23 protein-coding genes are annotated in these 20,717 nt (G+C 68.5%); 15 read left to right on the forward strand and 8 right to left on the reverse strand.

Annotation, left to right across the window (positions count from 1 at the left end; genetic code table 11):
* Positions 1–55: 55 nt before the first annotated feature.
* Positions 56–955, forward strand: a complete 900-nt coding sequence (locus KY572_RS16370) for a LysR family transcriptional regulator (RefSeq protein WP_224243558.1) — start codon at positions 56–58, stop codon at positions 953–955.
* A gap of 87 nt (positions 956–1,042) precedes the next feature.
* The gene (locus KY572_RS16375) at positions 1,043–1,489 is read left to right on the forward strand and encodes a hypothetical protein (RefSeq protein WP_224243559.1); all 447 of its coding nucleotides are present in this window, start codon (positions 1,043–1,045) and stop codon (positions 1,487–1,489) included.
* Here the strand turns inward: KY572_RS16375 and KY572_RS16380 are convergent.
* The 4 genes from KY572_RS16380 to KY572_RS16395 all read right to left on the reverse strand — a co-directional run bounded on the left by KY572_RS16380 (position 1,404) and on the right by KY572_RS16395 (position 6,053).
* The gene (locus tag KY572_RS16380) at positions 1,404–2,933 is read right to left on the reverse strand and encodes a S1 family peptidase (RefSeq protein ID WP_224243560.1); all 1,530 of its coding nucleotides are present in this window, start codon (positions 2,931–2,933) and stop codon (positions 1,404–1,406) included. The genes KY572_RS16375 and KY572_RS16380 overlap by 86 nt on opposite strands.
* Positions 2,934–3,518: 585 nt before the next feature.
* Positions 3,519–3,947 (reverse strand): tellurite resistance TerB family protein, encoded by a 429-nt coding sequence (locus KY572_RS16385; RefSeq protein ID WP_224243561.1) that lies wholly within the window; start codon positions 3,945–3,947, stop codon positions 3,519–3,521.
* A gap of 184 nt (positions 3,948–4,131) precedes the next feature.
* Positions 4,132–4,386 (reverse strand): hypothetical protein, encoded by a 255-nt coding sequence (locus tag KY572_RS16390; protein ID WP_224243562.1) that lies wholly within the window; start codon positions 4,384–4,386, stop codon positions 4,132–4,134.
* Positions 4,387–4,706: 320 nt separating this feature from the next.
* A complete protein-coding gene (locus KY572_RS16395; protein WP_224243563.1) occupies positions 4,707–6,053 on the reverse strand; it encodes a DUF418 domain-containing protein in 1,347 nt (448 codons plus the stop codon).
* 239 nt (positions 6,054–6,292) lie between these two features.
* Here KY572_RS16395 and KY572_RS16400 point away from each other — a divergent pair, with 239 nt between their 5' ends.
* The 4 genes from KY572_RS16400 to KY572_RS16415 all read left to right on the forward strand — a co-directional run bounded on the left by KY572_RS16400 (position 6,293) and on the right by KY572_RS16415 (position 9,087).
* The gene (locus KY572_RS16400; RefSeq protein ID WP_224243564.1) at positions 6,293–7,057 is read left to right on the forward strand and encodes a hypothetical protein; all 765 of its coding nucleotides are present in this window, start codon (positions 6,293–6,295) and stop codon (positions 7,055–7,057) included.
* Between the two features lie 290 nt (positions 7,058–7,347).
* Positions 7,348–7,683: an ArsR/SmtB family transcription factor gene (locus KY572_RS16405; protein ID WP_224243839.1), complete on the forward strand. Its 336-nt coding sequence runs from the start codon at positions 7,348–7,350 to the stop codon at positions 7,681–7,683.
* Entirely contained in the window at positions 7,676–8,152 is a 477-nt protein-coding gene (locus KY572_RS16410) for an SRPBCC family protein (protein WP_224243565.1), read from the forward strand. The genes KY572_RS16405 and KY572_RS16410 overlap by 8 nt, the downstream gene beginning before the upstream one ends.
* 221 nt (positions 8,153–8,373) lie before the next feature.
* Positions 8,374–9,087 (forward strand): CBS domain-containing protein, encoded by a 714-nt coding sequence (locus KY572_RS16415; RefSeq protein WP_224243566.1) that lies wholly within the window; start codon positions 8,374–8,376, stop codon positions 9,085–9,087.
* A 36-nt stretch (positions 9,088–9,123) separates the two neighbouring features.
* Here the strand turns inward: KY572_RS16415 and KY572_RS16420 are convergent, their stop codons facing one another.
* Entirely contained in the window at positions 9,124–9,921 is a 798-nt protein-coding gene (locus tag KY572_RS16420; protein WP_224243567.1) for an SDR family NAD(P)-dependent oxidoreductase, read from the reverse strand.
* Positions 9,922–9,987: 66 nt separating this feature from the next.
* Here KY572_RS16420 and KY572_RS16425 point away from each other — a divergent pair, with 66 nt between their 5' ends.
* The gene (locus KY572_RS16425) at positions 9,988–10,875 is read left to right on the forward strand and encodes a LysR family transcriptional regulator (RefSeq protein ID WP_224243568.1); all 888 of its coding nucleotides are present in this window, start codon (positions 9,988–9,990) and stop codon (positions 10,873–10,875) included.
* A gap of 199 nt (positions 10,876–11,074) precedes the next feature.
* On the forward strand, positions 11,075–12,715 hold the full coding sequence (locus tag KY572_RS16430; protein WP_224243569.1) for a choice-of-anchor A family protein: 1,641 nt from the start codon (positions 11,075–11,077) through the stop codon (positions 12,713–12,715).
* Positions 12,716–12,850: 135 nt separating this feature from the next.
* On the opposite strand, the gene KY572_RS16435 is transcribed toward KY572_RS16430, so the two are convergent.
* Entirely contained in the window at positions 12,851–13,582 is a 732-nt protein-coding gene (locus KY572_RS16435; RefSeq protein WP_224243570.1) for a hypothetical protein, read from the reverse strand.
* A 303-nt stretch (positions 13,583–13,885) separates the two neighbouring features.
* On the opposite strand from KY572_RS16435, the gene KY572_RS16440 reads away from it, so the two are divergent.
* Together KY572_RS16440 and KY572_RS16445 are read left to right on the forward strand one after the other, a co-directional pair.
* A complete protein-coding gene (locus tag KY572_RS16440) occupies positions 13,886–14,290 on the forward strand; it encodes a RidA family protein (RefSeq protein ID WP_224243571.1) in 405 nt (134 codons plus the stop codon).
* Positions 14,291–14,366: 76 nt separating this feature from the next.
* Positions 14,367–14,990, forward strand: coding sequence for a protein-L-isoaspartate O-methyltransferase (locus KY572_RS16445; RefSeq protein WP_224243572.1), 624 nt, complete (start codon positions 14,367–14,369; stop codon positions 14,988–14,990).
* 346 nt (positions 14,991–15,336) lie between these two features.
* Here KY572_RS16445 and KY572_RS16450 read toward each other — a convergent pair whose 3' ends face one another.
* Positions 15,337–16,350: a lytic transglycosylase domain-containing protein gene (locus KY572_RS16450; RefSeq protein ID WP_224243573.1), complete on the reverse strand. Its 1,014-nt coding sequence runs from the start codon at positions 16,348–16,350 to the stop codon at positions 15,337–15,339.
* A gap of 294 nt (positions 16,351–16,644) precedes the next feature.
* Between KY572_RS16450 and KY572_RS16455 the strand changes: the two genes are divergently transcribed.
* Positions 16,645–17,499, forward strand: a complete 855-nt coding sequence (locus KY572_RS16455) for an alpha/beta fold hydrolase (RefSeq protein WP_224243574.1) — start codon at positions 16,645–16,647, stop codon at positions 17,497–17,499.
* Between the two features lie 3 nt (positions 17,500–17,502).
* Here the strand turns inward: KY572_RS16455 and KY572_RS16460 are convergent, their stop codons facing one another.
* On the reverse strand, positions 17,503–17,661 hold the full coding sequence (locus tag KY572_RS16460) for a hypothetical protein (RefSeq protein ID WP_224243575.1): 159 nt from the start codon (positions 17,659–17,661) through the stop codon (positions 17,503–17,505).
* Positions 17,662–17,938: 277 nt separating this feature from the next.
* Here KY572_RS16460 and KY572_RS48120 point away from each other — a divergent pair, with 277 nt between their 5' ends.
* The 4 genes from KY572_RS48120 (at position 17,939) to KY572_RS16480 (ending at position 20,654) form a co-directional block, all read left to right on the forward strand.
* The gene (locus tag KY572_RS48120; protein ID WP_224243576.1) at positions 17,939–19,309 is read left to right on the forward strand and encodes a serine/threonine protein kinase; all 1,371 of its coding nucleotides are present in this window, start codon (positions 17,939–17,941) and stop codon (positions 19,307–19,309) included.
* 118 nt (positions 19,310–19,427) lie between these two features.
* Positions 19,428–19,985 (forward strand): dihydrofolate reductase family protein, encoded by a 558-nt coding sequence (locus tag KY572_RS16470; RefSeq protein ID WP_224243577.1) that lies wholly within the window; start codon positions 19,428–19,430, stop codon positions 19,983–19,985.
* A gap of 40 nt (positions 19,986–20,025) precedes the next feature.
* On the forward strand, positions 20,026–20,178 hold the full coding sequence (locus tag KY572_RS16475; protein WP_224243578.1) for a DEAD/DEAH box helicase family protein: 153 nt from the start codon (positions 20,026–20,028) through the stop codon (positions 20,176–20,178).
* A gap of 38 nt (positions 20,179–20,216) precedes the next feature.
* Positions 20,217–20,654, forward strand: coding sequence for a hypothetical protein (locus KY572_RS16480; protein ID WP_002621693.1), 438 nt, complete (start codon positions 20,217–20,219; stop codon positions 20,652–20,654).
* Positions 20,655–20,717: the final 63 nt, after the last annotated feature.

Raw genomic sequence — 20,717 nt, forward strand, 5'->3', positions numbered from 1 at the left:
ACTCCCAGACAATCCGGCCCCAGGCGAACTCATTGTCAGGCTAGGCTTGACAGTCATGATCCCACCCGCCGACATGATGCTCTTCGTCGCGGTCGTCCGAGAGGAGAGCTTCACCCGGGCGGCGCACCGGCTCGGCGTCACCAAGCAGACCATCAGCGAGCGCATCCGCAACCTGGAGGAGCGGCTCGGGGTGCGGCTCCTCGAACGAACCACGCGGCGCCTGCGGGTCACCCAGGCCGGAGCGACGTACTACGAGCGCTGCTCCGCCATCGCCGCGCAGATCGACGAGGCGAACAGTGAGGTGCAGCAGCGGCAGGCGGAGCCCACCGGCCTGCTGCGGGTGTCTTCGCCGGTGCTCTATGGCCGGAAGTACCTGACACCCGTTATCTCGGAGTACCTCGCCCGCTATCCCCAGGCGCGGGTGGAACTGATGCTGGCGGACCGCCGGGTCCACCTCGTCGAAGAGGGACTGGATGTCGGGATCCACATCGGCCCGCTCGATGATTCGTCGCTCGTGGCGCGAAAGCTCGGCGAGGGTCCAATCCATTTCGTGGCGAGCCCTCGCTTCCTGGCGAAGTACGGCACGCCGAGCGCCAGGGAGCTGCGCTCCGCGCGCTGCATCGGCTTCAATGCGTTCGAGACGTGGGAGGCGGAGGGAGTGAAGTCTCGAATCGATCCGGTCCTGACCGTGAATGATCTCGAGCTCGCGTGCGAGGCGGCGATCGCCGGGGTTGGCATCGCGCGAGTCCCGGCCATCCTCTGCCGGGACGCGGTCCATGACGGCCGGCTGAAGACCCTCTTCGGTCCCAGGCCCGCGGCGCTGCGGGCCATCCACGTCGTCTACCCGAGCCGGCTGAACCTTCCGGCGAAGGTCCGGCTCTTCGTGGATGCCCTGGCGACGCTGGCCGAGCCGGTGTTGCCGCTGCCCGGGGGCTCACGGCGAAAGCGCTCGTGATGAGCCTCTGACGCAACGGGCCCCCTCCTGTATCCGTACACCCAGGGGGACGGTATCGATGGGGAGAGCACGGCGAGCGACGTCCTCGTGGAGGACAGCTACTTCCGGGGCTCGGAGGACGGCTGCATCGACACCAGGGTGGGCAACATGCTCATCCGCAGCACCGTCGCCGCCGAGTGCAAGCGCAACCTCCGGCTGTGGCAGTCCGTGACGCCGGGGCCGCGCGTCGAGTCCGTGTCCAGCTACCAGCCGCGCGACGCCCACTTCTTCATGCGCTCGGGGCAGACGACGGCGCGCTCCATCGCCGTCCACTCCAGCAATGGCGCGCGGCTCGTGGCCTATGACTGCGACACGCAGTGCCTCTTCCACGCCGAGGACATCAGCGGCACCGCCGTAGTCCCAGCGGCGCCCGGGGCCTTCACTCCCCTGGCCCCGGGCGTCGGGCGCGTCAGCGCAGGAACCACTTCTGGTTGGCGGTGCCGCCGCACTCCCAGGTCTGCAGGCGGGCGCCGCTGGCCCCGTTCCAGTCCTTGATGTCCACGCACTTGTTGGCCTGCGGGTTCACTAGGTCCCCCGCGGCGCTCAGCACGAACTTCTGGGCCGGGTTGCCGTTGCAGGCGACGAGCTGGATGGTGGCGCCATTCGCCGTGGAGCCCCAGGCCACGTCCATGCACTTGCCGAGCGCCCGGACGGTGCCATCGGAGTAGAAGGTCCAGCTCTGGGCGCCGGTGCCATTGCAGTCCCACATCTGCAGCGGGGTGCCGTCGGCGTTGTTCGAGTTGGGAATGTCGATGCACTTGCCATTCCAGCGCGAGACGATGGCGCGACCGCCGGCGGGGGCGGTGGTGGTGAGCGTCAGGCCATAGGCGGAGAGGATGGGCCTGAGCGGCTGGAAGAACGTGGTGCCACCCGTGGTGCAGTTGCCCGAGCCACCCGAGGTGACGCCCTGGGCCTGGTCACCGGAGAGCCAGGAGCCGCCGGAGTCGCCGCCCTCGCAGCAGGCGTTGCTCTGGGTCATCCCATAGACGGCGCCCTGGGCGTAGTTGACGGTGACGTTCTTGGCCTGGATGGTGCCGCAGCGCCAGCCGGTGGTGGAGCCCGAGCGACAGATGGAGGCGCCCACCGCGGCCTCGTTGGAGCCGGCGACGTGGGCCACGCCGCCCGCGTAGTTGTTCACCCACGGCTGCGAGAGCCAGGAGCCGTTGACCTGCACCCACCCGTAGTCGTTGCCGGGGAAGCTCGAGCCGCGCACGGTGCCCTGGGCCGCCCAGTTGGAGCCGGAGGTGGTGGTGCCCACGCCGCCGCAGTGGCCCGCGGTGACGAAGCCTCCGTTGACGGAGAAGCCGATCGAGCAGCGCGCGTTGCCCGGGTAGTAGGCATCACCGCCGCGCAGGTCATACATCGTGCGGGGCTCCTCCTTCGAAGGCACCACGCGAATCGCGCCGTCCGCCGCCACGCCGAGGCCGGCGAGGAAGGAGCGGGCGCTCCACAGGGCGGAGTCCTGGGCGGTGACGACGACGGTGTTGGTGGTGACGTCGACGTACCAGCTGTGGACGGACCGGCCCGCGCGCAGGGCATTGCGGTCCAGCTGCGCCTTCACCTTCTCGAGCTGCTTCTCGCTGCGCGCCACCAGTCGGGGCTCGGCACCAGCGCGGCGGATGGCGTCGGCGCGGGACGCGTCGGTGATGCCGACGATGAGCTTGCTGCCGTCCTCGTTCATCCAGGCACCGCCGAAGGTGTCGCCCAGCTCCTCGCGCAGCGAGTGCTCGAGGCGCGCGGCCACCGCCTCCGTGGCCAGCCGGCGCTGGGCCTGCTCCGGGGGCAGGCGCAGGTCGCGCTGCATCGCGGAGAGGACCTCTGGCGCGGCGTCCGGAAGGGGCACGGCCTCGGGCTCGGCCGCCGTGGCGGTGACAGAGAAGGTGGTCAGACCGGCGAACAGCGCGGTCAGGGTGGTGAGCCTGCTGAGACTGCGGTTCATGAGGGTTCCTTTGAGGTGGGGCTGCGGCCGCCGCCTCGAGCAGGAGGCGTGCCAGCCTGGCAGGGAAGGCGCGGTCCTCTCGAAAGGCGGGGCTTTCCTGGAGAGGTCGGCGATGGTTCGGAACCCGGGAGCGGTGACTCCTGTCACCGCCAGGGACGCGGAGAATTCCGCGACTCCCCTCTGAGTGGCTCGCCTGGTGACTGCGGGCACCGCGTGGTGACTGCCGTCCAGCATTCCGGACAGCGCGGGCCCGCTGGTGATGAGCAGCGACGAGTCCACCGGCCAACAGCTCATCGAGCAGCGCAACCTGGTGCGGTACGCCGGGGCCCCGGCGCGCGATGCGCACACCGCTCCCGCGTCCCTACCGCCTCCCGGCGAGGTGCCCGTGTCGGGCCAGAGCGCCACCGACTGGTATGCTTGTCATACCAGTTCGCAACCAGCCCGGCCGACAGGGAGGGGCCTGGTCCACGCCCCAGGACCCTGCCTCCTTCGAGCTGAACCCGGGCCGGGTCTTCCACCGGACGAGAATGTCCGAAGCACCCCACACAGTGGACAGTGCCCCCCGCGGCGGGAATCCGCGGCGGCTCAGAGCAGCTTCGCCATGATCTCGCGCTCGCGCTGCTCGAGCTTGATCGAGGCGATCGTCCAGTCGATGAGCTCGTCGGCGACCGACACGTCGAAACCGAAGGCGCTGGCGGCCTCCTTCACCGACGCGCGCTCCTCGTTCGCGATCTCGCCGTCGGCGCACGCCACCTCGACGAGCATGCGCAGCAGGGAGACACGCAGCTCGCGGATTCGAATCTTGCTGACGATGTCGGTGAGGCGGCCAGGCTTCTGGAACTCCTTCTCGATGAGCGCGGTGACCTGCGCATCGCGGGGCGACAGGCCGATGCCCGCCACCACATCATCGAGCTGCTGACGCTCGTCCTCGGTGACGCGGCCATCGCTCGCCGCCACGTTGGCCATGGCCTGGACGAACGCCAGTAACTGCTCCTGGGGGTACTCGCTCGACATATCGTCTCCTGGGCGAGCGGCGCGCGGCTGGCCAGGGGCTCGCGGACAGAAGCGGGGCCGGGCTGCTCGGGGGCGCAGGATAGTGGGCGCCCGTGAGGACCGGAAACGGTTTTTCGGTGGGCCTCCTGGGCAGGCGTGTCGCCCCAAGGGGCTGCACCGCCTGTCCTGGCCCGAACAGATATGCCTAGCGGTTGTCGTAGAGGGCGTTGAGCAGCGCACCGTTGCTGGTGTCACCCGACAGCTCCCAGAAGAACGCACCGCCGAGGCCCTGCTCCTTCTTGTAGCTCAGTTCGTGCCTGCCTCGCCCGCCCACCCACGGCCGTAGTACCCGATGCTGGGTGCTGGTGCCGCTCGTCTGCGCCACCAGGGACGTGCCGCTGTAGAGATCGTAGCCCACGAGGCTGCAGCCCGTCCCCGCCGCTGGCGCGGTCCACGACATGCTGACCGACGTCGAGGACTTCGAGGGCGAGGTGAGGCCTGTCGGAACCCCCGGAAGGGTCGAGCAGGTGGCAGCCGATCCGCCGGGGGAACGGGTTCCGGCTCAGGTGACTCGGAGGCTCCCGAGCAGGCCGCCAGGGCCACGAGAAGAGCGCTGCCGAGGATGGCGCGCTCGCACTGGAAACGGGTGCGCTTCATGAGGTTTCTCCCGACTGTTCGCGGCTTCTCGAGACAAGGGGGCGCTGTGCTCCGCCATTGCGAGGAGGCGGGAGCCGCAGCCCCCCTCCCGCGAGCCAGGAGAAGGGAGGCGAATTTTTCGGGTTAATCCCCTCGCGAGTCGGAGGTTCCGCCCAGGCTCGACGACTCCGTGGCACGCGCGGGCGCAGGACGCATGGGCTGCGCGCGGCCGTAGGTGAGTGAGCGCCACAGCCACTCGGCCGGGCCGAAGCGGAAGCGCGACAGCCACACGTGGCTGATGGCCACCTGAAGGGCGAAGACGGCCAGCGTGAGCGCCACGCAGCGCGAGGGCGGCAGCCGGCCCACGAGGCCCAGCCCCCATCCGTCATAGAGGCAGAGGCTCACCACCGACTGGAGCAGGTAGTGGGTGAGCGCCATGCGCCCCACCGGAGCCAGCACCCGCATGCCCTGGCGCCACCGCTCGCGCTGGAAGAGCAGGGCGAAGGCCGCCACGTACACCGCGGCCAGCCCCAGAAAGCCCAGCTCCTGGATGGCGGGCATGAGCACCATCCACGCATCCCTCGCCGGATCCACCACCCCCGCGGCGCGCAGGTGCATCACCACCACCCATGCGCCATTGCCCAGCAGGCCCGGCACCAGCCCCCAGACGAGCAGCCGGCGATGCCAGGGGCGGTTGCGCTCCACTTCCTGCATGAGCAGGTGCCTTCCCGCGAGCAGCCCCAGCAGGAAGCGGCCCAGGATGCCCAGCATCCAGAGCAGGCGGTTGACCTGGGGGAGCATCTCCCAGAGGAAGTAGCGCGCGTTCTCCCTCTGGCTCGTCCAGAAGGAGTGGCTCGAGAGGCCCGCGAGGAACCGTGCGCGCATCTGGGCGGAGTGCTCCTCATGGACCTTGGCCGCCTGGGCCGCGGCCTCGGCGCCGTGCAGCAGGACGGGACCGAAGCGCTGGAGGATGGGGATCAGCAGCGGCGCCGCCACCAGCAGCACCAGCGCCCAGGCCAGCACCGTGCGGTCGGAGCGCTGACGGAAGAGCAGCAGCACGAAGCCCAGCACCGCGTAGGTGGACAGCACGTCGCCTGCCCACACCCCGAAGAGGTGCACCCCGCCGAAGCCCAGCAGCACCAGCAGCCGTCGCGAGTACAGCGGGACGACGGGACTGCCCCGAGCCTCGGCGCGAGTGAGCTGGATGGAGAAGCCCAGCCCGAAGAGGAAGGAGAAGAGGGTGACGAACTTCTGGTTCACCAGGAAGTGGTAGAGGGCATTGACGGCCGCCTCGAGCGGAGGTGCCGCCAGTGCCTGGGCCTGCGCGCGCGGCAGGAGGTTGCGGCCGCTGAACCAGGTGAAGCTGTTGGAGACGAAGACGCCGCACAGCGCGAAGCCGCGCAGCACGTCCAGGAGGACCACCCGCTCGGAGTCATCCACCGGGCGGGCTGGGGCCTCGACCGCCGAGACGGGAAGAGGGGTGGCGGACATGCCGCCAGCAGACGCCCGCCTTCCCCCTGCGTCAACCGCGGCTCCCTTGGAACGACCAGGGCCCTCGGGTGAGCGATCGTGTCCACCCCGGGGCGAGGGGCTGAAGCCGGCTTGGGCCGCCAGGCGTGGGCTTCGAGGCGTTCATCCATTCAGTGGCTTTTCTGTGACTTTATTGTTTCTTCTGATTTCACCGAATTTTTGGGATCGCTCGAATAGCGCGTGCTAGCTTCCGCGCCGCCATGCGCACTTCTCTCCCACTTTCCGCCCTCCTCCTCGCCTCCTCCGTCGCTGCTGGCTGCCTCGGCCCTGAGACGGATGGGGACTCCCCCGACACCCTCCAGGCCATCGAGCAGGAGGTCACGGACCCCACGTTCCGCGTCTACAACATCGTCGAGGCCGTGCTCCCCGCCGGCAACTACGACGGCGTCGCCGGCAACGAGTGCATCGCCCTCCTGAACCCGGAGCACCGCCTCCGCAAGGTCATCCTCGTCGAGACCGCCGGCGCCAACGGCTCCTGCGCGCTCAACGCCTACACGGCCGGCACCGCCTTCAGCTTCACCTGGGGCGACACCTCCGTCTACCAGGGCTCGGCCGGCATCACCTCCATCCGCGCCGCGCTCTCCGACACGGACGGCGCCGTTCACCGCCTCACCGGTGCGATCACCTCCGAGGCCGCCGCCCTCGCCCAGCTGCACGCCTTCTTCACGCAGACCGACGCTCAGCAGGCCAATCAGATTTCCTCCTTCGCCGCCACCCGCGTCCACTCCCTCTACGACTTCGAGGGCCAGGAGGAAGTGTTCGCCGAGGCCGCCTACCAGGCCGTCCGCGTCACCCAGCCCTGCGAGAACCCCGGCTCGCCCGAACTCAACGCCCGCGTCCACAACGGCTTCGTCTACGGCTACACCGCCAGCAACACCGGCAGCTGCCACAGCGGCTGGTTCACCCGGCGCCACACCTACAACCGCAACTGGCGCCGCGTCGCCACGTACGAGTACTCGGAGTAGCACTCCGCGCCGTCATCACAGGAGCGCATCAGCGCGGCTCACGACAGTCGCGCTGATGCGCACGCGCACCGGTCAGGGCTGTCTCGCGCGGCTGCTTCGAAGCCCGCGCAGCTCTCGCTCTCCTCATCCCACGCCCGCTTGCTGCGGCCTGGCACGCCCGCCCCCGGACTGCCGCCGAGCCCCTGAAGCGGACGCTCCTCTGCTTGCGAGCACTGCCTGAGTCGCTCCCCGGGTCCCGGGGCGTGGCCCCTTGACGCCCGATATATGCATCGATATGTATATGCATGAGCATGAGACTCGATGCCTTTCAGACGCTTGCGGACCCCACCCGCCGCCGAATCGTGGAGACGCTGCGGCAAGGCGAGCGACAGGTGAATGACATCGTCGAGGAGGCGGGAATCCACCAGTCAGGGGTCTCCCGGCACCTCCGCATCCTCCACGAGTCCGGCTTCGTCTCGGTGCGACCGGATGGACAGCGGCGGCTCTACTCGCTCAGGCCGGAGCCGTTCCATGAACTGGAGGAGTGGCTCGCTCAGTACCGCGCCTTGTGGGAGGCGCGGCTGGACCGGTTTGGAGCGGCGCTGGAACAACGACAGAAGCAGAAGAGGGGACACAGCCATGAGTGACAGGAAGAACGTGGTGATCGAGCGCACGTACAAGGCGCGGGTCGAGGAGCTGTGGGAGCTGTGGACGACGAAGGACGGCTTCGAGTCGTGGTGGGGGCCGCAAGGCTTCCGCGTGGAAGTCAAAGCCCTGGAGGCGAAGCTGGGCGGCCTCCTGCACTACGACATGATCGCCGACGCGCCCGAGATGGTGGCGCAGATGAAGAAGATGGGCCAGCCCGTCTCCCATGAGACCCGGGGCACGTTCTCCGAGTTCAAGCCCCACCAGCGGCTGGCGCTCACCCACATCATCGACTTCCTGCCCGGGGTGAAGCCCTACGACAGCACGATGGTGCTGGAGCTCTTCCCCTCGGGAGGCAGCGTCCGGATGGTGGTCACCCTGACCCCCATGCACGACGCTCAGTTCACCGCGATGCAGATCGAGGGCTTCACCAGCCAGCTCACCAAGCTGGACAAGCGGTTCCACCTCTAGCTCGAGGTGGGATGGGCACCACGGAGGCGAGCACCGCCAGGGCTCGCTGGCGGTGCCCAGGCGCAGAACAGGGCGTGCTGGCCTGTTGGCGCGCAGATGTTGCGCGAGGCCGCTCGCTCGGCGGCCTGGCTTCAGCACCGGGAGGAGCAGCGCTCATGCCTCGAAGGGCTCCGTGGCGCGAGGGTTGCAATCTCGGGGAGCTGATGGCGCAAGGAGCTGACATGAAGCGAACTGGCGAAGCGGAGACGACGGCGCACTTCCCCGTTCAGGTGCGGTCCACCGAGTACAGCGAAGGCCAGAGCGAGGAGTCGCGCTCGGTTCACTGCTCCGTGGCGAAGGGCTCGGTGCCGCTCGAGCGCTGCATGAGCTGCGAGCGCTACGTGAGCCTGCTCTCCACCGCCTCGGGGGCCGCCTCGCTCCAGTGCAGGGTTCCCTCGGCCAGCGCCGAGGCGGAGGGCACGCCGGACGACCTGGGCACCAGGCTGAGGACGACGCCGGTCTCCGAGGTGATGACGGCGAAGGTCACCTGCGTGGACAGCGAGCTGAACCTGGATGAGCTCGCGCACGTCTTCGAGAAGAAGCACATCCGCGCGGCGCCCGTGGTGGAGGACGGGGGCGTGCTCATCGGGATGGTGTCGAAGAGTGATCTCGTCCGGGGCTGCACCCACGATGAGGAGGACGAGGAGGACGCGCTCGAGGAAGGCGGCCACTTTCCTCCCGACTGCCTGGGCGTCATCGTCGAGGGCATCATGACGACGGACGTCGCGCGGCTGGTCGAGACGGCCTCCCTGGCCGAGGCCGCTCGGATGTTTGCCTCCAGGGGCGTCCATCACATCCCGGTCGTCACGAAGGACGATGTCGTCGTGGGGATGCTCTCCGTGATGGACCTGGCGCGCTGGATCGCGAGCCAGGCCGAGGGCCCCGCGGACAGGTAGGCGCTCATCGTCGTAGGCCCTTCGAGGGGAGAGGGCTCAGCGCGCGGGAGCGGGCAGGGCGGGCGGCTTGGGCGCCGTGAGGCGTGCGAACATCTTCGCCACGAAGGCCCGAGGGAAGAGCGGAACCAGGGACGTGCCCACCCTGTTCGCGAAGCCATGGACGACCGACGAGCGGTTCTTCTGGAAGGCTTCGAGCCCGAGCCGCACGACGCCTTCCGGTGGCACTCGCCTCACGCCTGCGCTGGCCGCATCGCCCGCGCGAGCGAAGAACTGCGTGTCCGTGGCTCCAGGGGATACGCACACCACGCGCACTCCGCGGTCCTTGTACTCGGCCCAGAGCGCTTCACTGAACGAGAGCACGAAGGCCTTGGTCGCTCCGTAGACGGCGAAGTACGGCGTCGGCTGGTACCCGGCGACCGAGGCGACGTGGATGATGCCTCCCCGCCGCCGCTCGAGCATGGGGAGGAAGGCGTGCGTGAGCTCGACCAGGGCTCCGATGTTGAGCTCGATCTGGCCCCGCTGGGACTCGAGGGGGACGTCCATGAACGGCCCATGCACCCCGAAGCCCGCGTTGTTGATGAGCACGTCGAGCTCCAGCCCGCGCCGCGTCACTTCATCGAGCACGCGTCGGGCGGCGTCCGGCTTCGCCAGGTCTTCCGCGATGACCTGGGCGCTCTGGAGTCCTGATGCGAGCGCCTCGAGCTTGTCCTTGCTGCGCGCGACGAGCACGAGCTTCGCGCCGCGTGCGTCGAGCTCCCGCGCGAAGGCCTCTCCGATTCCCATGGAGCTGCCTGTGACGAGTACGGTCTTCCCCGCGAAGTCGAAGTCGTTCATGGGCTGATGAGTAGCGGGCGGTGCGTTTTCTGGAAACGGGCAGGGTTGGTAAGCTGGTTTCCACGCATGGAAACCCCTTACGAGCCGTCATGGGATGATCTGCGGGTGCTGCTCGCCCTCCACCGCCACGGGAGCTTCCTCGCCGCGGGCCGCGCGCTCGGGATGTCGACCTCGAGCACCGCTCGACGGATCGAGGCGCTCGAGAAGGCTCTCGGCCGGCCGCTGGTGCATCGCTCGAGTGCGGGGACCTCCGTGGAGCCGGATGCGCTCGAGCTGATCGATCTCGCGGAGCAGTTCGAGTTTGGGCTGCAGGCCGTGAGGCGCGATGAAGGCGACTCGGCGGCGAGCGGCTCCGTGCGGCTGTCGCTGTCCGAGGGCTTCATCGCGCCCGTCACCCGGGTGCTCTCGGACCTGCGGCGGACACATCCCGCCCTGCTCTTCGAGATCGTCTCCGAGACACGCATGGCCGATCTCTCGAAGCGCGAGGCGGACATCGGTATTCGCCTGGCTCGCTCGACGTCGCCTGTGCTCATCGAGCGCGAGGTCGGGCGGATCCAGCTCGCGCTCTATGCGGCGCGCTCGTATGTGGAGCGCCGGGTTCGGGATGGCCGCATCAAGCGGGACGACATGGGCCGGCACGACTTCCTCGGCTTCGAGACCCACCTGAACAAGATGCCTCAAGCCCAGTGGCTGACAGAGCAGGGCGCGAAGCGGTTCGTGTTCCGGAGCAACTCCTACTTCGCGCTGCGGGAGGCGGCCGAGCAGGGGCAGGGCATCATCGTGATGGCCGCCGGGACGGTGACGCCAGGCTCGGAGCTCATTCAGCTCGAGACGGAGGCCCGGCTCCCAACGGTGCCGTTGTTCCTCGCCTACCACCGCGAGCTGCGCTCCGTGAAGCGCGTCCGGCTCGTGCTCGGTGCGCTCGAGCCCCTGATGCGGGCCGCGACGGCATAGCGGCGGGCCTGCCATTTCTCGAATCTCGGGATTTGATAGTCACGGTAAAAATGCATTTGTAACTGAATTCCACTTGCGCCCCTTTCAACACCTTAGGTAAAAGATTCCTACCTCGGCGGCCATGATCCGACTTCGTAGAGGGGGAGCGCACATGAACTTTCATATCGATAACCTCTGGAATTCAGGGCGGAATCTGGTGGTGGTTTCGCTCGCTCTGCTGACAGCCTGCGCGGATGTCGCAGAGAGCACTCCCTCCCACGACACCCGGACCACCTCCGCTCAGGTGAGTGTGGCGGAGTCGGGGTGCATCGATGTGAACCTGGCCGACTACAACCTGTTCGTCCTGGAGGACTACTCCGGCGGCCATGACGTGGTGGGCAAGGTGGCCGTGGGTGGCAACCTCTCCATGACGAACTTCTCCGTCGGCAACGGGCTCGACGCCAGCGATACCGCCAACGTCCTGGTGACCGGAGGCAACCTCGCCCTGTCGCGTGGCGCTGTCTTCGGGGACACCCGGTACGGCGGCACCTTCACCACGGACCCGTCCGTCATCTTCCCGCGTGGAGCGCCGGCCCAGGGCACGCCCATCGACTTCGCGGCTCGCGGCGCCCAGCTCAAGCAGATGTCCGCTCAGCTGGCGGCCCTGCCCGTCAACGGCACCACCCGCCGTGAGGGCTGGGGAGGCATCTTCGTGCGCGGCACCGACGCCTCCGCCAACGTGGTGGACGTGGCCGCCAGCGCCTTCACCGGCGCCAAGTACTTCTCCATCGAGGCGCCCGCCGGCTCGCTGATGGTGGTGAACATCCGCGGCGCCTCCGCCACCTTCACCGGCTTCGGCATCGCCTTCAGCGGTGGCATCGACCAGCACGGGGTGCTCTTCAACTTCGTCGACACCACCCGCATCGAGGCTCGGGGCTTCGGCTTCTGGGGCACCGTCCTGGCCCCCTACGCCCATGTGGACTTCAGCGACGGCAGCTTCGACGGCGGCATCTACGCCAGGTCCTTCACGGGCAACGCCGAGGGGCACATCAACCCGCTGCCCCGCCGCTCGCTATGCCTGCAGCAGCAGCCCGAGCCCGAGTGCATCAAGGTGAAGCTGGACGACTACAACCTGTTCCTGCTGAAGGACTACTCCGGCGGCCATGATGTGGTGGGCAAGGTGGCCGTGGGCGGGAGCATGTCCATGACGGACTTCTCCGTCGGCAACGGGCTCGAGACCAGCGACACCAACAACGTCCTGGTCGTGGGCGGCAACCTGTCCCTCTCTCGCGGGGCTGTGTTCGGCGATGTCCGCTACGGCGGCAACTTCAGCACGAACCCCTCCGTCATCTTCCCGCGTGGAGCGCCGGCCCAGGGCATGCCCATCGACTTCGCGGCTCGCGGCGCCCAGCTCAAGCAGATGTCCGCTCAGCTGGCGGCCCTGCCCGTCAACGGCACCACCCGCCGTGAGGGCTGGGGAGGCATCTTCGTGCGCGGCACCGACGCCTCCGCCAACGTGGTGGACGTGGCCGCCAGCGCCTTCACCGGCGCCAAGTACTTCTCCATCGAGGCGCCCGCCGGCTCGCTGATGGTGGTGAACATCCGCGGCGCCTCCGCCACCTTCACCGGCTTCGGCATCGCCTTCAGCGGTGGCATCGACCAGCACGGGGTGCTCTTCAACTTCGTCGACACCACCCGCATCGAGGCTCGGGGCTTCGGCTTCTGGGGCACCGTCCTGGCCCCCTACGCCCATGTGGACTTCAGCGACGGCAGCTTCGACGGCGGCATCTACGCCGAGTCGTTCGAGGGCAACGCCGAGGGTCACATCAACCCGCTGCCCGAGCAGACCCTCTGCCGGTAGCGGCCCCCCCGCCCGGTAGGGCTCCCTGCCGGGCGCGGTCTTTCCGAGCTGGTCTGCTTGTCATACCAGTTCGGACCAGACTGGCCCGGGAGGCGGGGCCAGCCGCAGACGGAGAGTCGATGGGGCCGGTCTTCTTCAGCGCCCGTTGGCCACCATGAAGCCCAGGACCGTCAGGCCCCACAGGATGCCCAGCACGCCCAGCACGATGCCGGCGATGGCCTGGCCCCTGCGCCCGATGGGCGGGTGCGCCGTCGGGTCCACGCGTCGCAGGCCGATGATGGAGCACAAGAGCGCCACTGGCGCGACGGGGGGCATGAGGATCCCCAGGATGCTCAGAAGGAAGCCCGCCCGAGCGATGCGGTTGTTGGAGTACAGGTGCCACGCCTTCTGGAGCGCCTCGGGAGACACCTCCTCGCGGAAGAAGAGCTTGTTGCGTGTGTCATTGTAGATGACGAGGGTGATGATGAGGGGCATCACGCCGGACGCGAGCCCCGCCGGGCCCTGGGTGGCCACGCCCACGATCATCGACACGACGGGCACGAAGCACAGCGCCAGCCGGGCGAAGGACAGCCCCGCCCAGAAGCACATGCCGACGGCCGCCGAGACCAACGTCATGAGCGCGAAGAGCAGCTGCTCCGCGCCCGAGGCCAACAGCACCAGCCCGACGATGGCGTTGATGAGCGCGCCGAAGCCGATGAGCCAGGCCCAGAGGTCGCGCTTGCCCCAGTACTTGAGCCGGAACGCCTCCAGATAGTCCACCTCCGGGCGCGTCGCGCAGGAGGCACAGTAGTCCTTGCTGTCGACGGTGCGGCGGTCCTGCGCGCAGAAGAAGGTCCCACACCGCGTGCACGCGCCGAGCGCGGGCATTTCAGGGTGGACAAAGCAGCGCGCCTCCTGGGTGGCAGGGGGGGCGGGTACAGGCTCTAGGGTCACTGGCGGAACTCTCGGGTGGGAGGAAGCAGGGAACTTCCTGGGTCACATCAGCCTACCAGAAGAGCCGTGCGGGCTCCCAGGCGCCCAGGCAGCGATGCAAGCGGCATCCGAGCGACTTCGCGCCCCATTGCTCGACCCTCTGGTCGATAAGGCGCCGGGAACACCATGCGTCAATGCTCCTGGTATATGAGCGCGGCAACCACCCCTTCTCCCGGCATTGCCAGTTGGAGCTCTCCCATGCCCGTAACCCTGCTCAACCCTGACGGAATGATGAAGACCGATGTGTACCGACAGGTGGCGATTGCCACCGGCTCCCGGCAGGTGCACATCGCAGGGCAGGTCGCGTACGACGCGAATGGTCAGCTCGTCGCGCGGGGGGACCTGGCGGGACAGGTGGCGCAGGCCTACCGCAACGTCGCCATCGCCCTTGCGGCTGCCGGGGCCACGTTCCGCGACGTCGTCCGACTGACCTTCTATGTGGTGGACTGGAAGCGCGAGAAGATGCCCGACTTCCTCGCCGGCATCGAGCAGGTCGCCCAGGAGCTGCAGATCGTGCCGGCGCCGGCATCGCTGATCGGGGTCTCCGTGCTCTATGAGCCGGGCATCCTCGTCGAGATCGAAGCCACCGCGGTTGTGGACTGACCCAGGAGGGAGCAGTCCTAGACGTTGGACGGGCAGCCGCTGGGCCGGCTCGATTCAGCTGGAAAGAGGTGGAGCGTTGGACCCTGAAGAAATGCGCAGGGCGTTATCGACGCGTCGGGCGGGCCCGCTGGAATTCCGCGCGGCGCTGACGAGCGTGCCTGCGAGCGAGCGCGATGGTTGGCTCGATCAGGTCTTTGGGCTCGAAGGGCTGCCGCCAGATGGTCCTGAACTGCCGCGCGGGTGCGTTCCGTATCTGCCGAGCTCGGTCGATACGCTGCTGCGCGTGATCGATGGCGCGAAGGTGGGCGCCGAGGATGTGTTCGTGGACATTGGCTCCGGTCTGGGGAGAGCCACGGCGCTGACGCACTTCTTGACGGGGGCGGGCGCGATTGGGATCGAGATCCAGCCTGAGCTCGTCCGCGGCGCACGCGAGCTCGCGTCACGATTGAACGCCGAACGGGTCTCGGTGGTCGAAGGCGATGCCGCGGAGCTTGCGAGCTACATCACGAACGGCACGGTGTTCTTCCTCTATTGCCCGTTCAGCGGTGAGCGGCTCGACCGAGTGATGGCCGACCTCGAGTTGATCGCTCGGACGCGCGAGATACGCGTGTGCAGCGTCGATCTGCGGTTGCCCTCGTGCTCATGGCTCACACCGGTGTCGCTCTCCGGTGACCTCGCCATCTATCGGAGCCTCCGCTGAGTCAGCAGCGCTCGAGCGCCTGATTTGAGCGAGGCGGGTGTCAAGGCAGCTCACGAACCGTCTCGACGAAGAGCCCGAGCGAGGCAGAGCGCTGGGTTTGACTCGGATAGTAGAGATAGAAGTCGGGAACAGACGCGGCTTACGGCTCGAGCACGCGCCGGTGAGCTCATCGTCGAAACCGAGGGCCACCCGTTCTGAGCCTCGCGCTTCTTGCGCACGGCACCTGGCACACCCACAAGGCACGCTTCGAGGAAGATTGGGAACGGCGTTCGTCCGAACGTTCGGACGGAGGCAGGGGTTCGTTCGGAACGCTGCCGAACCGAACGTTCGGATGGAAGCGCTGGGCCTACGCGGGCAGAGTGCCGTTGCCCGTCTGGATGGTGTCCCAGAACTGCTTCACCTTGGTGACGTAGGTGGCGTCACCCGTGCCGGCGGGAATGGCGTTGGGGTTGCCGCGGTCCACACCGTTGGGACCCGAGTTGTAGGCGCGCAGCGCCAGGTCCCAGCTCCCGAACTGCTCCTTCATGTCCTTCATGTAGAAGGCGCCGGCCAGGATGTTGGTCTCCGGATCCGCCAGGTTCTTGCCCTGCAGCTCCGGGTACTTGGCCTGCAGCTCGCCGAAGGTGTTGGGGTTGACCTGCATCAGGCCGGTGTCCGTCAGGCCGTTGCCACCGTTGGTGGTGACGGCGGCGATGTTGCCGCGGGACTCCTGCCAGATCTGCGCGGTCAGCATGGACGCGGGCACTCCAGCCTTGGCAGCCGCGGACTCGATCGCGCCCTTGAACTGGCCCAAGGCCGAGGGGAACCCGGCTCCCAGCCTGGCGTCACCCGACGCGCTGACGGAGCCGGAGTCCGTGGTGGGAGTGGACGTGGGCTCCACGGGGGCCTGCTGGGGAGCGGCGACGCTGCCACTGTCGCCCGCGGGGGCCTGCGGAGCGGCCGGAGCCGTCGGGGCGGCGGCGCTGGCGCCACCGACCGCCTCAACGCCACCGGCGGGCGGGGTGGCCCCGGCGGCGCCCTGGAGCATCTGCTGCTGCTGCTGAATCATCTGCTGCAGCTGCTGAAGCTGCTGCTGCACCTGGGCCTGCACCATCTGCTGGTGAGCCTGGATGATCTGCTCCTGCTGCTTGCCCGCGTCGAGGCCCTGCAGCCCCTGCAGGAACTGGTTCCACTGCGCACCGGGCTGCGGGCCCGCGCTGAAGCCGTCCTGGTGCATGTTCACCCCGCAGGTGCGCCTGGCTCCACCCTCCAGAGCAGCACCGGGCTGGCTGGCGGTCTGCGCGACGCCCACGCGGGCAGCGGCGACGTCCTGGGTGGGGAGGCGAACGGCGGTGTTGCGAGGGGCGATGGGCGAGGTCATGGCGGGGATTCCATTCGAGGCAGTGGAGATGCCATGACCTGGAGCAGGGAGCATGCCAACGGCTCCTGGGCTCCCTAAAGGCCTGAAATGAGCCGTTTTCCCTCGAGAGCGGCCCCGTAGAGGGGAGGGGAGACTGGTGACTGCCGTTCTGCCTGCTGACTGGAGTCACCACCTGGCCGCCCGGGCCGCCCAGGTGCAGGACTCCTGGCCGCGCTGCTGGCCACGTCCGTGACAGCCGCGTGGGCCGACGTTCCCAAGACACGTGAGGCATGGCTGGGGGCGTAGAGTCCGCGCATGGCGAGCGAACGGGATGTCGAGCTGCGGGACGGACGGCGTCTGCGCGTCCACGATACGGGTGACACGGGAGCGCCGACTGCGCTGACGGTCGTGTGGCACCACGGATCGCCGCAGACGGGAGCGCTGCTCGAGCCGCTCGTCGCGGCCGTGGCGGTGAGGCGCATCCGGGTCGTGTCGTACGGCCGGCCGAGCTACGGCGGTTCGACACCGAACGTGGGCCGGGACGTGGCCTCGGCGGCGGGTGACGTCGAGCAGGTGGTCGACGCGCTCGGTGTCGACCGGTTCGCGGTGATGGGCGCGTCTGGCGGAGGGCCGCATGCCCTCGCCTGCGCTGGTGTCCTCTCCGGCCGGGTGGTGGGCGCGGTGTGCCTGGCGGGGATCGCTCCTTACGAGTCCTCCCCCGACTGGTTCGCCGGAATGATTTCCCCCGGAGGACTCCGCGCCGCGGTGCTCGGCCGCGCGGCGCGAGCCCGGCATGCGGAGACGGAGGAGTTCGACGAGGAGAGCTTCACCTCGCTGGACTGGGCCGCGCTCAACGGGCCGTGGAAGTCGCTCGGTGAGGACGCTGTGCGCGCGGGCTCGGCGGGACCGGATGGCCTGGTGGATGACGACATCGCCTTCGTCAGCCCATGGGGGTTCGAGCTCGGCCGCGTCGCCGCGCCGGTGCTGCTCGTGCAGGGAGGAGAGGACCGGGTCGTGCCGCCCGCCCACGCCGAGCGGCTGCTCCGGCTCTGCCCGACGGCGGAGCTGTGGCTTCGCCCTCGGGACGGACACGTCTCGGTGCTCGGGGCCGTCCCAGTCGCGCTGGACTGGTTGCTGTCCTCTGTATCGCACGCAACCCATGGAGGCTGACCTTCAGCTCTTCCGTACGGGCTGGCGGATCAGGGGCTTGAGCTTCTTGGCTGGGGTCTTCCGAGGATCACCGATGGCGGAGAGCTCTCCCAACTTGGACGCGCTCCGGGGCTTGGCTTCCTGAAACGTCTCCTCGTCCACGAAGTCAGGGACCATGATCATCAGGGTCCAGTCCCACTCGTCCTTGCGCCTCGCAGTGAAGCTTTCGGGGTTCGGGGCTGACCAGAGGCTTTCCAGCGGCGACACAACGAAGTCGCGTCCCTTGGCCTTGCAGATGAACTTGGCGGCATAGGCGGCGGGAATCGAACCCGCCTCAAGGCGGAAGCAAACCCCAAGCAGGTCGCGCGGTGGTGAGCGCTACGCAGTAGAGCCGGGAGTGTGGCGCGGCACCCACCCCTGGGGTAGGGTGCGCTGCGGCCTACCTACCTGGAGACGTGCCATGCAGGTCCGCGAGACTCATCCACATCCCGAGCTCGTTCCCGGAGTCGGGATCGGCCCATGGCTGGTGCGTGAGAGGCACGACCGGGGCAGCTTCGGCGTCGTCTTCCGCGTCGAGCGTGCGGGTCATCCCGAGGCGGGACCTTTCGCCCTGAAGGTGGCGGTGGCTCCTGACGATCCGCGCTTTAGCCGGGAAGTCACACTGCTCCAGAGCCTCCAGCACCCTTCCGTGCCGCGCTTCGAGGACAGGGGCTGGTGGACGTCCTCGCGGGGCACCCACCATCCCTACCTGGCCATGGAGTGGGTGGAGGGCATGCCCTTATACCTGTGGGCCCGGGCGCAGCCTCGTACCTCCCGTCAGGTACTCCAGATCCTCGCGCAGCTCACCAGCGCGCTGGCTGCCGCTCACGCCCTCGGTGGCGTGCACCGGGACGTCAAGGGAGCCAACGTGCTCGTCTCCGCCGAGGGACGCGCCGTGCTGCTCGACTGGGGGTGCGCCGTGCACCTCGGGGCCACTCCGGTCACGGAGAGTTCACTCGGGCCTGGCACTACCTCCTACAGGAGCCCGGAGAGCCTCCGCTGGCACTGGGCACACCGTCGCTCTGGTGAGCGGTACGAGCCGAATGCCGCTGATGATGTGTATGCGCTGGGCGTCACTGCCTACCGGCTCGTTACCGGCACCTACCCGCCTCCACTCGAGGAGGTGTCCGGCCCTCCGCGCCGGATCCTCCCTCCGAGGGACCTCGCGACGGTAAGCTCGAGCCTCGACGAGCTGCTGCTCGCGTGCCTCTCCGAGGAGCCCCTCCGGCGACCTCGAGCTTCGTCGTTGGTCGCTGCTCTCGGCCTTGCCGCGCAACAGCCCGAGGCCCGCGCACCCATCCTCCCAACCCCCGCTGCAGCCGCCACGGACCGGACGTCCCGCCCAGGCCCACGCCGCAGGACCGCCCCTTGGCTCCCCGCTGGAACGGCTCTTGCCACCCTGGCGGTGCTCGTGGGGGGCTCTTTGGCTCTTCGGGAGCGGACGGTAACGGTGTCGAACCCCTTCGAGGAGGAGAGGGCTGAGGCGCCGTCTCCAGAGACTCCAGACGCCGGGGCCGCGGAGGAGGCGCTCACCAGTGTGGAGGCGGCCGGAGTCTCGCTGCCGCCCTTCCTGTCACTGGGCAGGCCCATGCCCACGAACGGGGGCCTGCCCGGACAGCGCAAGCCTCCTTGCGCTCCGCGTGCGGAGCGAGAAATCAAGGGAGCCTGCTGGATAGGTCCTCTCGAGGGCCAGACATCCCCGTGCGGCGACCTCATGTATGACCATGCCGGAAAGTGCTACCTCGCATCGTACCCAGCTCCTCGCCAGCCAACCTCGGACGAGCCGAGATGAAGCAGGCCAACAAGCCTGCGCCGGGCTGCCGAGCCGAAGTGCCGGCTTGCACGACAAGTCTACCGATAGTAGTAGGGTGCAACTGGTTGCAGTTTGCAATCACGACTGGAGGAATCCCATGGGAATCTTGACCTTCGCGCTCAACGTGACCTTGGACGGGTGCTACGACCATCGGGAGGGGATCGCGGACGACGAGCTGCACGACCACTTCACGCAGCTCATGGAAGCGGCCGGGGCGATGCTGTGGGGGCGCATCACCTACGAGATGATGGAGAGCTACTGGCCGGCGGTGGCGCGCGACGAGAAGGCCCCCCGAGCGATGCGGGAGTGGGCGCAGAAGCTGGATGCCAAGCCGAAGTATGTCGTCTCGGCCTCGCGACACGACTTTCCGTGGAACAACACCTTCCGCCTCGCGGGGGATTTGCACGAGGCCGTGACGCAGCTCAAGGAGAAGACCCCGCGCGGCGTCCTCGTGGGCAGCCCCATGCTGGCGGCTGGGCTCGAGCGGCTGGGGCTCATCGATGAGTATCGCTTCGTCGTCCACCCGGTTCTCGCCGGCCATGGCCCGACCTTGTTTCAGGGCCTCGAGCGCTCGCGGCGCCTCGAGCTCCTCTCGACGAAGCGCCTCGCATCCGGCGCGATGGCGCTGCATCACCGCCGGGTCGACGCAAAGTAGAGCAGTACGTTCGGACTCACGGAAAGAGGAGCCGCCCCCGATGGCGACGCTCCACTTCATCCGCGGCAAGGCGGGCGCGGGCAAGACCACGCTCGCGCGCGAGCTCGGCCGGCCCCTCCCGGGCGTGTCGGTCGTGTTCGGCGGTACGAAGCGCCTGGCCGTCCTGCGCGCGGGACGGCAAGCCGCCAGGTGACCGCCGGCCCCGGCCTGGTAGACTCCTCCAGGCGCGCCATGAGTTCGTCATCCTCGCAACGCCCCTGGGCCGGCTTTCTGGGCACCTGGGTTCTGATTCCCGAATCCTGCAACTACGAGCAGGGGCTGCCCCCGCGCGCGGGCCGGTACGTCATCTCCGAGGCCGAGGGGCGCCTGACTTTCACGATCGACTGGGTAGACGCCGCTGGTGCGAGCCACCAGGTCACCTTCTCCGGCATTCCTGACGGCGAGCCCGCTCGTTTCGCGGGCGGCGAACTGGCCGATGCGCTCGCCGTCTCGGTGCCTTCCGCGCGTCGCCTCGATTCGGTGGCTTTCAGGGGCGGCCAGGCGCTGATGTTCGCCGAGCGGCAGCTCGACGACGGAGGCACGATGATGCGCGTCGTCCAGCAGGTGAAGCTTCCCGACGGATCGCGCCCCACGAACGTCAGCCTGTACCGGAAACATCTTCCGAGCTGAAGGGATGTCGACGGGCCAGCCGGACTTCGAGCGGTACGGGCCCGGACCCACTCGACCAGCTGG

Source organism: Hyalangium gracile (genome assembly GCF_020103725.1).
In the GTDB taxonomy this organism is placed as follows: Bacteria; Myxococcota; Myxococcia; order Myxococcales; family Myxococcaceae; genus Hyalangium; species Hyalangium gracile.